The organism is Acidovorax sp. AC410 (assembly GCF_979253235.1).
Window position 1 is genome coordinate 3,193,473 of sequence record NZ_CEEDCG010000001.1, and the last position, 13,618, is coordinate 3,207,090.

General features: G+C 68.3%; 10 protein-coding genes. 5 read left to right on the forward strand and 5 right to left on the reverse strand.

What is annotated here, in order from left to right:
* The first annotated feature begins 94 nt into the window (after positions 1-94).
* Together AC0IZS_RS14945 and AC0IZS_RS14950 are read left to right on the forward strand one after the other, a co-directional pair.
* Positions 95-3,706 (forward strand): hybrid sensor histidine kinase/response regulator, encoded by a 3,612-nt coding sequence (locus tag AC0IZS_RS14945; protein ID WP_471636317.1) that lies wholly within the window; start codon positions 95-97, stop codon positions 3,704-3,706.
* Positions 3,703-4,749 carry a response regulator gene (locus AC0IZS_RS14950; protein ID WP_471636318.1) on the forward strand — a complete coding sequence of 349 codons (1,047 nt, stop codon included), beginning with the start codon at positions 3,703-3,705 and terminating at the stop codon, positions 4,747-4,749. The genes AC0IZS_RS14945 and AC0IZS_RS14950 overlap by 4 nt, the downstream gene beginning before the upstream one ends.
* Here AC0IZS_RS14950 and AC0IZS_RS14955 read toward each other — a convergent pair.
* Positions 4,746-5,072 (reverse strand): plasmid stabilization protein, encoded by a 327-nt coding sequence (locus AC0IZS_RS14955; protein ID WP_471636319.1) that lies wholly within the window; start codon positions 5,070-5,072, stop codon positions 4,746-4,748. The two genes, AC0IZS_RS14950 and AC0IZS_RS14955, sit on opposite strands and share 4 nt — an antisense overlap.
* Before the next feature lie 405 nt (positions 5,073-5,477).
* Here AC0IZS_RS14955 and AC0IZS_RS14960 point away from each other — a divergent pair, with 405 nt between their 5' ends.
* Together AC0IZS_RS14960 and AC0IZS_RS14965 are read left to right on the forward strand one after the other, a co-directional pair.
* Positions 5,478-6,374, forward strand: coding sequence for a hypothetical protein (locus AC0IZS_RS14960; protein WP_471636320.1), 897 nt, complete (start codon positions 5,478-5,480; stop codon positions 6,372-6,374).
* A 330-nt stretch (positions 6,375-6,704) separates the two neighbouring features.
* Positions 6,705-9,626 (forward strand): EAL domain-containing protein, encoded by a 2,922-nt coding sequence (locus AC0IZS_RS14965; RefSeq protein WP_471636321.1) that lies wholly within the window; start codon positions 6,705-6,707, stop codon positions 9,624-9,626.
* A gap of 72 nt (positions 9,627-9,698) precedes the next feature.
* Here the strand turns inward: AC0IZS_RS14965 and AC0IZS_RS14970 are convergent, their stop codons facing one another.
* Both AC0IZS_RS14970 and AC0IZS_RS14975 read right to left on the reverse strand, forming a co-directional pair.
* Positions 9,699-10,331 (reverse strand): FMN-binding negative transcriptional regulator, encoded by a 633-nt coding sequence (locus AC0IZS_RS14970; RefSeq protein WP_471636322.1) that lies wholly within the window; start codon positions 10,329-10,331, stop codon positions 9,699-9,701.
* A gap of 98 nt (positions 10,332-10,429) precedes the next feature.
* Positions 10,430-11,314 carry a LysR family transcriptional regulator gene (locus AC0IZS_RS14975; protein ID WP_471636323.1) on the reverse strand — a complete coding sequence of 295 codons (885 nt, stop codon included), beginning with the start codon at positions 11,312-11,314 and terminating at the stop codon, positions 10,430-10,432.
* Between the two features lie 74 nt (positions 11,315-11,388).
* Here AC0IZS_RS14975 and AC0IZS_RS14980 point away from each other — a divergent pair, with 74 nt between their 5' ends.
* The gene (locus AC0IZS_RS14980) at positions 11,389-12,114 is read left to right on the forward strand and encodes a glutathione S-transferase family protein (RefSeq protein WP_471636324.1); all 726 of its coding nucleotides are present in this window, start codon (positions 11,389-11,391) and stop codon (positions 12,112-12,114) included.
* Here the strand turns inward: AC0IZS_RS14980 and AC0IZS_RS14985 are convergent.
* Both AC0IZS_RS14985 and AC0IZS_RS14990 read right to left on the reverse strand, forming a co-directional pair.
* Positions 12,074-12,892, reverse strand: coding sequence for a helix-turn-helix domain-containing protein (locus tag AC0IZS_RS14985; protein ID WP_471636325.1), 819 nt, complete (start codon positions 12,890-12,892; stop codon positions 12,074-12,076). The genes AC0IZS_RS14980 and AC0IZS_RS14985 overlap by 41 nt on opposite strands.
* 23 nt (positions 12,893-12,915) lie before the next feature.
* The gene (locus tag AC0IZS_RS14990) at positions 12,916-13,617 is read right to left on the reverse strand and encodes a DUF3334 family protein (protein ID WP_471636326.1); all 702 of its coding nucleotides are present in this window, start codon (positions 13,615-13,617) and stop codon (positions 12,916-12,918) included.
* Position 13,618: the final 1 nt, after the last annotated feature.

Below are 13,618 nucleotides of genomic sequence, written 5' to 3' on the forward strand. Positions count from 1 at the left end.
ACGTCGATTGGCGCATCCGCCCTGCTTGGGGTGGCGCCAGTGGCATGGAAACTGCACCAGCAAAGGGACTGCCGCCCGCCGCCCCTCCCGCCCCATGCCTTCCCCCACCGCTGCCACCATCGCGCCTCCCGAAGCGGGCACGGCAGCGTCTGGCATGGACGTGGACGCCCAGGCCCCGCAGCAGGTCGTCAAGGTCCGGCGCGACTACAACAGCTGGGTGGCCACCGAGACCATGGAAGACTATGCGCTGCGCTACACGCCCCAGCGCTTTCGCAAGTGGTCCGAATGGCGCGTGGCCAACACCGCCTTCGGCGCGGCCTCGTTCCTGATCCTGGAGGCCGTGGGCGCCACGCTGCTGGTGCAGTACGGCTTTGTCAACGCCTTCTGGGCCATCGTCGCCACGGGGCTCATCATTTTTCTGGCGGGTCTGCCCATCAGCGTATATGCCGCGCGGTATGGGGTGGACATGGACCTGCTCACGCGCGGCGCGGGCTTTGGGTACATCGGCTCCACGCTCACCTCGCTGATCTATGCCTCCTTCACCTTCATCTTCTTCGCGCTCGAGGCGGCCGTCATGGCCTATGCGCTGGAGCTGGCGCTCGACATCCCGCCCACCTGGGGCTACCTGATCTGCGCCGTGGTGGTGATTCCGCTGGTCACCCATGGCGTCTCGGCCATCAGCCGGCTGCAGATGTGGAGCCAGCCGCTGTGGCTGGTGATGTTGGTGGTGCCCTTCGTTTACGTCATCACGCACGATCCTGGTGCATTCACGGGCATATCGCACTACGGTGGTGAATCTGGGCGCGGTGCCACCTTTCAATTGCCCTTGTTTGGTGCGGCGCTCACGGTCGGTATTGCGCTCATTACCCAGATGGGGGAGCAGGCCGACTACCTGCGCTTCATGCCGGCCTGCACGCCGGCCACGCGCGGGCGCTGGTGGCTGGGCGTGCTGGCGGGCGGGCCCGGCTGGGTGGTGCTGGGCGTGCTCAAGATGCTGGGCGGCGCGCTGCTGGCCTACCTGGCCCTCACCCACATGGTGCCGGCCGACCGCGCAGTAGACCCCAACCAGATGTACCTGGTGGCCTACGAATACGTCTTCCCGCACTACGGCTGGGCGGTGGCGGCCACGGCGCTGTTCGTGGTGGTCTCGCAGATGAAGATCAACGTCACCAACGCCTACGCGGGCTCGCTGGCCTGGTCCAACTTCTTCTCGCGCCTCACGCACAGCCACCCGGGGCGCGTGGTGTGGGTGGTGTTCAACACCCTCATCGCCTTCATGCTGATGGAGATGAACGTCTTTCGCGCCATGGGCGAGGTGCTGGGCCTGTATTCCAACATCGCCATCGCCTGGATCATGTCCGTGGTGGCCGACCTGGTTATCAACAAGCCTCTGGGCCTGTCGCCCAAGGGCATCGAATTCAAACGCGCCCACCTGTACGACATCAACCCCGTGGGCGTGGGCTCCATGGCGCTGGCCTCCGTGCTCTCCATCAGCGCCCACCTGGGCCTGTTCGGCCCGCTGCCGCAGGCCTTCTCCGCGGTGATCGCCATGGCCGTGGCCTTCGTCACCGCGCCGCTCATCGCCTGGGCCACCCAGGGGCGCTACTACATCGCGCGCCAGCCCGAGCCTGTGGCCGTGCCCATGCATGGCCCGGTCAGTGGCCAGGTCGCGGCGGACCTGGGTGCGTACACACGTTTTACCGTGCAGCGCTGCGTGGTCTGCGAGCGCGAGTACGAGGCGCCGGACATGGCCCAGTGCCCGGCCTACGGCGGCGGCATCTGCTCGCTGTGCTGCACGCTGGATGCGCGCTGCGGCGACCTGTGCAAGCCCCACGCGAGCATGGCTGTGCAGTGGTCGTCGGCCCTGCGCTGGGTGCTGCCGCGCGCCATCTGGCGCTACCTGGACACGGGCCTGGGCCACTTCCTGCTGCTCATGCTGGTGATCGCGCCGCTGCTGGCCTCCGTCATGGGCCTGCTGTACCACCAGGAACTCAACACCATCGCCCAGGCCATGACCGACACCGAGGTGCTGGCCGCGCCCGAGGTGGCGCTGCGCTCCGGGTTGCTCAAGGCCTACCTCGCGCTGCTGGTCATCTCGGGCATCGTCGCCTGGTGGCTGGTGCTGGCGCACAAGAGCCGCCAGGTGGCGCAGGAAGAATCGAACCGCCAGACGGGCCTGCTGGTGCGCGAGATCGAGCTGCACCGCCAGACCGACGAGGCCCTGCAGAACGCCCGCAGCGTGGCCGAGCAGGCGCGCCAGGTGGCCGAGGAGGCGAAACGCGCCGCCGACCAGGCCAACCAGGCCAAGAGCCGCTACATCAGCGCCATCAGCCATGAGATCCGCACCCCGCTCAACTCCATCCTGGGCTATGCCCAGCTCATGGGCGAAGACGCCGGCGTGCCGCCGCACCGCAAGCAGGCCGTGCATGTCATCCGCCGCGGTGGCGAGCACCTGCTGTCGCTCATCGAGGGCACGCTCGACATCGCGCGCATCGAGTCGGGCAAGCTCACCCTGGATGTCACGCCCATGCGCTTTGCCGACGGCCTGCACGAGATGGCCGGCCTGTTCGAGCTGCAGGCCGCCGCCAAGGGCCTGTCCTTCCAGTTCGATGTGCAGGGCGTGATCCCCGAAGTCGTGCGCGCCGATGAAAAGCGCCTGCGCCAGATCCTCATCAACCTGCTGGGCAATGCCGTCAAGTTCACCGCCCACGGCCGGGTCACGCTGCGCGTGCGCTACGCCCGCGAGATCGCGCGCATCGACGTGCAGGACACGGGGCCGGGCCTCAGTGCCGACGAGATCGAGCGCATCTTCGAGCCCTTTGCGCGCGGCGGTGGTGCCAGCAGCGCTGCGGCCGTGGCCGCCGCGCCGGGTGCCGGCCTGGGCCTGACCATCGCCAAGATGCTCACCGCGCTCATGGGCGGCGAGCTCACCGTGACCAGCGAGCCCGGCCTGGGCTCGGTTTTCCACGTCAAGCTGTTTCTGCCAGAGGTGCATGCCGATGCCCTGGGCAAGGCCGCAGCGGCGCCGCTGGCTCGGGTGCAGCGGGTGCGCAAGGGCTACGCAGGCGAGCGCCGCCGCATCCTCGTGGTCGACAACGAAGAGCCCGACCGCGAACTGCTGGTGCAACTGCTCGAACCCCTGGGCTTCGAGCTGCGCCAGGCCGCCAGCGGCCACGATGCGCTCGACCTGCTGGCCGCCGGCTACCGGCCGCACGCCCTCTTCATGGACCTGGCCATGCCCGGCATCGACGGCTGGGAGACGCTGCGGCGCGTGCGGCAGATGCAGTTGCCCAACGTGCAATGTGCGATCGTGTCCGCCAACGCCTTCGACAAGGCGCTGGACAACGACGTCGATATCCGCCCCGAGGATTTCATCGTCAAGCCCGTGCGCCACAGCGAGCTGCTCGACTGGCTGGAGCGGCGCCTGGCGCTGCAGTGGCTGGGCGAATCCGGGCCCGCGCCAGCACTTGCCGCCCCCAACGCGGCTGCGGCGGGCGGTGGGCTGCTGACCTACCCCGATCCCGGCGCTCTGGCTGCGCTGTCGCAGGCGGTGTCGCTGGGCTACTACCGTGGCATCCTCAACGCCCTGGAAGACATCGAGCGCCACCAGCCCGCCCACGGCGCTTTCGTGCATACCATGCGCGGGTTGGCCCGGCAGTTCCAGTTCGACGCCATGGGGCAGATACTTGAGCAGGCACCACCGTGAACACCGCAGTACCCATCACCGGACCCCTGGCCGCATCCTCCCCCGCCGACGCGCTCGACCGGGGTGACAGCGACGTCGTGCTCATCGTCGATGATGTGCCTGACAACCTGGCCGTGCTGCACGACGCACTCGACGAATCGGGTTACACCGTGCTCGTTGCCATGCACGGCGAGGCCGCGCTGCAGCGCGCTGCCCAGGCCCTGCCCGACATCGTGCTGCTGGACGCCATGATGCCGGGCATGGACGGCTTCGAGGTTGCCCGGCGCCTGAAGGCATCGCCGGCGACTGCGCACATTCCCATCATCTTCATGACCGGCCTGACCGAGACCGAGCACCTGGTGGCCGCGCTGGAGGCGGGCGGGGTGGACTACGTCACCAAGCCCATCAAGCCGCGCGAGGTGATGGCGCGCATGGGCGTACACCTGGGCGCCGCGCGCAAGGCCCGGGCCGACGCCAGCCAGGCACGCGAGGCGCGCAACGCGCTCGATGCCTTCGGTTACGCCAGCATCACCGTGCGTGCAGTGGACGGGCGCATCGTCTGGCAGACCCCGCTGGCGCGCGAGCTGCTGCAGGCCTACTTCGGCGAAGCCAGCCCCTGGGCACCTGAGACTGTGCAGGCCTGGCTGCGCCGCCACGTGCTGGCCGACAACGCGGCCGAGTTGCTGGCCCAGGCCCAGGCCGAGCCACCGCGCCTGGCCATCGACCAGGGTGCGCGGCGCCTGACTTTCCGCCTGCACCAGCAGGCCGGCGACAGCGAGGGCGGCGGCGACTGGCTGCTCGTGATGCGTGAGGTGTCCGACGCCAAGATCATCGAATCCATGAGCCTGGCCTTCAAGCTCACCGCGCGCGAAGCCGAGGTGCTCTACTGGGTCGTCAAGGGCAAGATCAACCGCGATATCGGCGACATCCTGGGTGCCAGCCCCGCCACCGTCAAGAAGCACCTGGAGCGCGTGTTCGCCAAGCTCGGGGTGGAGACGCGCACGGCCGCTGCCGGTATGGCGATGAACCGCATTCGGCAGCTGCACCCGCAATTCGAGGGCTAGCGGCCTACGGCCTTCTGCAACTGGGCCTTGTTCATTTTCGAGCGGCCCTGGATGCCCTTGCGTTTGGCATCCTCATAAAGCTGCTCACGCGTGCGGCCCTGCGCGCCCTGGTGCGAGCGCTGGCCGCCGCGCACCGGGGCGGGTGTGTCCTTCAGGGTCTTGGGGTTGGCCTTCTCGGCCTCGCCGTGCTGCGCGCGCTCCTTGTTCACGGTGCGCGCGGCGATCTGCTCGGCCGTGCGCTCGCTCTTGCCGCGCTCGAGCAGGCTGTCCTTGATGTGGCCGTACTGGCGTTCGCGCTTGGCGCTCCAAGTGGTCCGGGGCATGGGATCCTCCATGGTGATGTGTCCAGTACCCCAACTTATGCGCCATGGCGCGCAGCCCGGATAGGACGGCCCATTGCCCCTGTGTAGGACAGGCCTGCGACCGCGCGCCCTGCGCACCCGCATCACGATGCGTTGAGCCCCGCGGGCGTCACGCCCAGGTGTTGCGCCAGGGCTTTTTTTCGGGGATGCGGGCGGCCCGTTTGCAAGCTCTTCGAATGCCATCGATCACAAGGGAGACGCGCCACTACCGGCCAGGGAGACAAGCCTGTCTGGCAACTTCGGACTGGGCGTGTCCGAAAAAAAGAGACAGGGTTTCCATCCCGGCCCTGACTCAAGAAAACCGGAGCGGCCTCTACAGTGGAATTGCGCAATTTGCCAATTTTTTCTTGTCACCGAGGCCCGATCATGTTTGAGTCCATCGCCACAGCTCCCGCCCCCACCGTGCGCGTGCATCCGCCGCTGCCGTCGCGGGCCTTTGGCGTGGCCTCCAGGGAGCGGGGCGCGCGCACTGCCTTGCGCCCCACGCGCATGGACGCGCTCAACCGCCTGGCCACCAAGGAGGAGCGCCTGCCCTTCTGGGTGCGGCTGGTCAGGAACGATGTCGACCTGCGCAAGGCCGTGCATATCCGCCACGCGGCCTACGCGCGCCATGTGCCCGACCTGGCGCTCCAACTGCAGGAGCCCGAGGCCACCGATTACGAAGACGGGGTCGTGGTGCTGCTGGCCGAATCCAAGCTCGACGGCTCTCCCCTGGGGACGGCGCGCATCCAGAGCAACCGCTTTCGCGCGCTCAGCGTGGAGCAGTCGGTGGAGCTGCCGGCATGGATGGACGGCATGCACCTGGCCGAAGTGACGCGCCTGGGCATCGTCGGCGGCACCATGGGCCGGCTGGTGAAGACGGTGCTCATCAAGGCCGCCTTCCAGTACTGCGAGCGCCAGGGCATCGAGCAGGCCATTGCCGCCGGCCGCGCGCCCATCGACCGGCACTACGAGCAACTGCTGTTCGAAGACCTGTTCCCTGCAAAGGGCTTCATTCCCCTGGCCCACGCGGGCAACCTGCCACACCGGGTGATGGCTTTCGACATCGACAGCGGCCCGGCACGCTGGCAGCAGGCGCAGCACCCGGCGCTCAACTTCTTTTGCCACACCCGCCATCCGGACATCGACATGGGCCCGGTGCCTGTCCATGGCCTGCCAGCCAGCGACAAGCCGACCGTGGTGGCACCGACTCCGCGCCGTGCGTCGGCCAGTGGCCGAGGTCGTGAGCTGCCCCCGCGCATCAGCAACCGGGCATTTGCCTGAGCGATCCCACCCCCGCTGGGTGGGGTGAAAGGTGCGCCCTGGTCCCTCCAGAAAAATCACCTGTTGGTAAAAAGGCCACACCTGCCGTGGCTTTTTTTGTGCCGGTTGCTTTGTAAACTCCCACAAAAAGGGGGAACGCGCAAAGACTTGCGATGCAGGCCGTGTGTTCCGTGACAAGATGGAAGTTTGCGCGTGACTGCGGCCTTGGCTGGCCGTGGCCCATGCGCCATCCAGCGCGTGGCCGTGGGGGCTGCGCATCCACACGAAAACATGGGGTCAGCGCGATTGCAGGAGCACGCACGGCATTGGGTACGGCGCGGCGTAGTCTTGATGGACTGGCTGCTGCGCGCGATGTCCATCTACATCATTCCCATTGCCATGGCTGGCGTGGCCGTGTGGGCGCTGCTGTTCTGGCAGAGTAACTACCTGTCGGCCGGCGGCCACACCCTGATGATGCGCGTGCTGCCCCAGGCAGCGGCGCAGCTCACACCCGAGCAGGCGCTGGCCGCGCTGGAGAGCAAGCCGCTCAAGTCCTTCCACGATACCAACCTGTCCGAGGAGCCGGTCTGGCTCCTGGTGGATCTGCCGGTGTCGATGGCGCAGCCCCCAGCGGTGCTGTTTCCCTCGCGCCACGCCGTGGACATGGCCTGCTGGGATGGCAAGAGCCTGGTGTCGCTCGGCCAGGCCACGCGTGAGCAGGCCAGCGGCAGCCTGATCCCCATGAAGGCCGGTTTCGGCCTGCCCGAGGCCAGTGCCGGCCAGCGCGTGCTGTGCCGTGCGGCCTTTGTCGGGCCGGCGCGCCTGCAGGCCGATTGGTGGGCGCAGGCCGACCTGCAGGCCTCGGTGCTCGAATTCCACCGCAACCTGGGCCTGCTCGAGGGCGGGCTCGTGGTGCTGGGCATGTTCGTGCTCATGACGGCGCTGATCAATCGCCAGTCGCTGTACGTGCTGTTCGCCGCCTGGCTGGTGGTCACGCTGCGGGTGGGGGCCATCTCTGCCGGCTGGGACGTGCAGTGGCTGGGCCACCTGGTGCCCACGCCCTGGCTGTTTCCGACCCGTGCGCTCACGGTGGCGGTCTACGGCTTTCTCACCATCACGCTGTACAAGAACCTGTTCCAGGAAGACCTGGACCGCTCGCGCCTGGGGCCCTGGATACGCGGTGCGCAATGGGCCTGCGTTCCGCTGCTGCTGGCAGCCGTGTTCCTGCCCTATGGCCTGTACCTGCCCATGATGTGGGTGTCCACGGGCGTGGGGCTGCTGTTGATGACGGTGAGCCTGGTGCGCATCGTGTTCAAGACCCGCTCGCGCGTGGCCCTGTGGTACGGCGCATCGCTGGGGGTCACCTTCCTGTCGAGCTTTTCGGAGATCGTGGCGGCGGCCTACGGCATGAAGGTGCTGGTGGGCACCGTGAACCACGTCACGGCGGCCCTGTCGTCCAGCCTGCTGGCGGCGCTGGCGATTGCCGAACAGATGCGCCAGGAGCACGTCAAGCGCCTGGAGGTGCAGGCACAACTGCAGTATGCCTACGAGGCCATGCCCATCGGCCTGTTCACGCTCGATCTGCAGGGCCGCTTCCTGAGTGCCAACCCCGCGCTGGTGGACATGCTGGGCGATGGCCTGCTGGACAACGGCGGGCGCACCTGGCGCGCGCAGTTCGGCGACGCGGCCTGGCTGCAGCTCGACCAGATGGTGCATGGCCAGGGCGAGACGGAAACCGAGTTCGCCGTGAGTGGGCGCGATGACGGAGAGCTGACCCGGCGCTTCATGGTGCGTGCCACCCAGGCGCGCGGCCGCATCGAAGGCTCGCTGCAGGACGTGACCGAGAAATCGCGCGCCACCGAAAACCTGCGCGTGCTGGCCCATCACGATGCACTCACGCGCGTGCTCAACCGCCGCGGCATCGAGCAGGTGCTCGAATCGGCCCTGGCCCAGCGCAACCAGGGCAAGCCGCTGGCGCTGGCCTACCTGGACCTGGACCGCTTCAAGCTCATCAACGACCTGTTCGGCCATGCGGCTGGCGACGACGTGCTGCAGCAGGTGTGTGCGCGCGTCTCGCAGATGCTCTCGGGCAACATGCAGATCGGGCGCGTGGGGGGCGACGAATTCCTCATCGTCTTCCCGGACACGCACATCACGCTAGCCCGGCTCATCAGCCAGGGCATCGTCTCCAGCATCTGCACCAGCCCCTACCGGGTGGGCGCGCGCTCGTTCCATGTGCGCGGCTCCATCGGCCTCATCGAGGTGGCGCCGGGCAGCACCATCCGCGACGTGGTGTCCACCGCCGACCACGCCTGCCGCGACGCCAAGCGCGGCCTGCACCAAGGCCTGGCGGTGTACGAGCGCGACGCGCCCGGACTGATTGCCCACGAGACCGAGATGAAGCTGGTGGAGCGGCTGTCGTCGGACGAACGCATCGAGGGCCTGTACCTGGAGATGCAGCCCATCATGTCGCTCACGGCGCCGACCGAGTCGCTCAACTTCGAGGTTCTGCTGCGCATGCGCGATGCCAGTGGTGCACTGGTGCCCACCCCACGGCTGATTGCTGCGGGCGAGCACAGCGGGCGCATGGGCGTCATCGACCGCTGGGTGCTGGGCACCGTGTTCGAATGGCTGGGCAAGCACCACGGCCAACTCGGGCGCACCCAGTTCGTGTGCCTGAACCTGAGCGGCGCCTCGCTCAATGACGAGGCCTTCATCGACGACGTGTTCGCCCTGTTCGACGAACACCCGCACCTGGCCAGCTGGCTGTGCCTGGAGATCACCGAAAGCGTGGCCCTGCACGACCTGGAGAACACGCGCCGTTTCATCAGCCAGGTGCGCTCCTATGGCGCCAAGGTGGCGCTCGACGACTTCGGCGCCGGCTACACCTCGTTCTCCTACCTCAAGGACCTGCCTTCGGACCTGCTCAAGATCGACGGCAACTTCATCGTCAATATGAACCGCCACCCGGCCAACGTGGCCATCGTCGAGGCCATCGTGAGCCTGGCGCGCAACCTGGGCATGAAGACCATTGCCGAGTGGGCCGAAGACCACGCCACGGTGCAGACCCTGGCCGAGATCGGCGTGGACTATGTGCAGGGCTTCGTCGTGGCGCGGCCCCAGTCGCCGGAGAAGCTGCTGAACGCGTCCTCCGCCGCCAGCTTCATCGAAGACCCGCAGCTGGCGCAGTTCGTGCAGCTGCTCGGGGCGTCCGGCCCGCCGTCGGGACAGGCCGGGCTGTTTGGCGAGCGCCGCTCCGACTCGGCCCACTGATACGGATTTGCCTTCAACCGTTTAACGTCGTGCAAATCCGTATGACACGCCCCGTCCCCGCGGGGACCGGTGTCAGGGCACGATCAGCCGCGCCACGTCGCGCGCCATGCCCGACGGCTCGCGCGCCAGGTGCTCCGCGAGGCTGCGCCGATCGGCCTCGGTGCGTTGCTGCGACAGGAACCGCTTGCCTTCGAGTGCCGTGACCTCGATCTCGAAACCCAGGAGGTGCTGCGCCGCGCTCTCCACGTAGTCGGGCGCTGCCATTTCCAGGGACCACGGCGGGGAGCGCCCGGCCTCCTGCGCGCTCGTGAGGGCCGCCAGGTGGGCCAGCACCCACGCGGGGTCATCCTCCACCCAGCGCAGGCGCCCGCGCGCCTGCACGGCCACGTAGTTCCAGCTCGGTGCCAGGCGCGCGCTGCGCTGGCCGTTCACATACCAGCGCGGTGAGATGTAGGCGTTGGGTCCCTGGAACAGCGCGAGCATGTGCGCGCCTTCGCCCACCGCCAGGCGCAACGGGTGGCTGCGCACCACATGGCCTCGCAGGCATGCCGGGCCCTCTTTGGGGGTGTGCAGCTCCAGCGGCAGCAGATGGACATCGGTGGCCCCTGCCGCGCTGGTGGTCACCAAGGTGGCCAGCGGATAGGTCGCCACATGCGTGTAGAGGGTGGCAGGATCGTTCTCGGCGAAAAGGGGCTGGATATGCATGGCAGAGGAAGTCTGGCGGGCGAGGAATGGTGTCCAGTATCGGACGCAGTGCGTCTGGCGTATTGAACGTTGCGGCCAATGGCCCCCATTCAGCCTGCTCACTCCAGCACCAGCGTGCGCGCCAGGTGGCCGTACACCGTGGCCACGCGGCGCAGGTGGCGCGACTCGGGGTGGGTGAGCAGCCACAACCCGGTCTCGCACTCGTCGAGCGCGTCGGTCAGCGCCACCAGGCCGGGGTGCGGCTGCGCCAGAAAGACCGGCAGCACGCCCACGCCCAGCCCCAGCGCCACCAGCTCCATCACGGTGAGGATGCTGCCCACGCGGTAGCGCGCCACGGCCTTCGGAAAATGCCGCTTGCGCCACAGCACCGAGGGGTGCTCGGGCAGTGCATCGTCGGGCGCCACCCAGTCCTGGCCGGTGTGCATGTCGGCCAGTTGCTGCACGGGACCCTGGCGCGCGGCATACAGCGCCATGCGGATGGGGCCTACCTGCCGCCCCACCAGGTGCGCCGGCGGGCGGCGCGTGGCGCGCACGGCGATGTCGGTGTCGCGCCGGGTCAGGCTGGCCAGGTCGTTGCCCGCATGCAGTTCGAACTCCAGCAGCGGGTGCTGCCGCCGCAGCGCCTGCAGCGCGGGCGCCACCAGGCCGTGCAGGATGGTGTCGGTGGTGGTGATGCGCACCGTACCCGATACGCGCTCGGGCTGCTGCGCCTGTGCGGCGGAGCGCGCTGATTCCAGCGCCGACTCCAGCTGCTCGGCATGGCCGGCCAGGGTCTGCGCCAGCTCCAGCGCCTGGTAGCCCGTGCGCGAGCGCGTGAACAGCGCCTGCCCCATGCCCCGCTCGATGCGCTGCAGTGTGCGAAAGACGGTGGACGGGTCCACCCCCAGGCGCTCGCCGGCTCCGGCCAGCGTGCCGGCGCGTACCAGGGCGAGCACATTCTCCAAGTCGGCGGGTCCCAGCTGATATTGCGTTGGTGCAATCATGACTTGCAAGAGTGCCTATTTGTATTTCGTTTGTGCAATCATAGATTCAGGGCTCCCAGCCTTCAAGGACCCCCATGCCGCACGCACTCACCCTCGTCAGCCACCCTCTGTGCCCTTACGTCCAGCGGGCCGCCATCGCCCTGGCAGAAAAAGGCATCGCATTCCATCGCATCGACATCGACCTGGCCGACAAGCCCGCCTGGTTCCTCAAGATTTCACCGCTCGGCAAAACCCCTGTGCTGCTGGTCGACGGCCAGCCCGTCTTCGAATCGGCCGTGATCTGCGAGTACCTGGACGAGACGGTGGCGCCCCGGCTGCACCCAGAGGATGCGCTGGCCCGGGCCCGGCACCGGGGTTGGATGGAATTCGGTTCTGTGGTGCTCCATGCCATTGGCGCCTTCTACAGCGCGCCCGACGAAGCCGCGCTGGCCGTCCGGGCCGCGGACCTGCAGCGCCTGTTCACGCAGGTCGATGCACAGTTGGCCACGCGCGGAGAAGCGGGTCCTTACTTTGCCGGGGCGGATTTCACGCTGGTTGATGCGGTGTTCGGCCCGGTGTTTCGCTACTTCGACGTGTTCGACCGGATCGGCGACTTCGGTGTTTTCACCGGCCTGCCGCGCGTGGCGGCCTGGCGCACGGCGCTGGCGGACCGGCCCTCGGTGGCGGGCGCCGTGGACGCGGACTATGGGGACTGGTTGCGCGCTTTTCTGCGTGCGCGCCAGGGGGCGCTGGCGGCACGCGTTGCGCAGGCGGGTGGCGCTACACCACCACCGGCACGGGCTGCGGCAGTGCCGGCGTGAAGCCGCCCAGCTTGCGGAATTGCCGCGTCATGTGCGCCTGGTCGGCATAGCCTGCCTCGTGTGCCAAATGGGCCAGCGAGGGCAGGGCCCCACCCTGCAACAGCAGCATGGCGCGCTGGAAGCGCAGGATGCCCGCCAGGCTGCGCAGTGGCAGGCCCACGGCGGCCAGCACGTCGCGGCGCAGCGTGCGCTCGGGCAGGGCCAGGGCGGCGCACAGCGCGTGCAGCGGGGCGCCGGGGTGCTGGCGCAGCCACTGCAGGGCCTGCAGGGCGCGGGCTTGCGATGGGTTGGTAGTCGGGGCCGGGCCGCCCCGTTGCGCCAGGGCCGCCGCAGCAGCTACCAGAGCAGCCTGCAGGGCGCAGGTATCGGTCGCGGCGAGCAGCGGGGCGGCCAGCGGGCCGAGCGCCTGCTCTGCTGCAGGCCCGGCCAGCACCCGGTTCACCAGTGTGGCCGGCTCCAGGCCCAGGCAGGCGCCGCCCCAGCCGAGCTGGAAGCGCACACCCACGCTCCAGGCGGGGCCGCGGTGGGCCACGGCGGCGGGGCGGTCGGCCGGGCCGGCAATGGCCAGGGTGACGCGGGTGATGCGGGTGGCTCGGTCGCTGGAGCCATCCTCCAGTGCAGCGTGGGCCACCAGGTCCATGCGCCCGTCGGGCAGCACAGTCTGCCGGCGCGGCACGCCCGGGCGGTAGCGCCAGAGCGCCTCGATGCGCGCGCTGTCCAGCACGCCCAGGGGCAGTTCCTCGTAGGGCAGGAGCTCCCGCGAGGGGCGCTGGCGCATGCCGGCAGGTGCGGGGGCCGGGACTACATCCCGAGGGACTTGAGCAGTTCGTCCGTATCGGATCCGCCGCCGCTGTCCGCCGCTGGCGCCGGGGCCGGGGCGCTCTGTGTACCCTGCGCGTTCTGGGACATCAGCGCATCCGCATCGGGCGTGTCCTGGGCTTCGAAATCCACCATCTTGATGAATTCGGTGCGGTCGATGGCCAGCTCCAGGTAGAAGATGTTGTTGCTGGCGGTGTAGAAGGTCACGCGCCGGGCTTCAGGCTTGTCCAGGTTGGCGTCCACGCTCAGCATCACCTGCTTGTTGAGCACCAGCATCTTCGGCTGGTTCTGGGTGATGTGGGTCTGCAGCTCGCGCCGCACCTTGCCGGTGAAGTCGCCCACCACCTGGTTCATGAGCTCGCCCATGACGTTGGACACCTCGTCCGAGGTGTAGGAGGAGACCAGGTCGTCCTTGGACATGCCCATGTTCAGCAGGTAGCTCGAATACAGCTCCATGGCCGCCTGGGCCGAGAAATTGATGATCACCAGCCCCGAGAAGCCGCCGTCGAACAGCACGAAGCAGCCGATGTCGGGTTTCAGGCAGGTCTTGCTGATGCGCTGCACCATCCCGGAGTAGTGGATCTGGCTGTGGGTAGCGACGTTGAGCACGCGGGTGACCGAGTTGCACAGGCTGATCAGCAGGTCTTCGGTGCCGTAGATGACGGAAGTTTCGGTGTGGCTCATG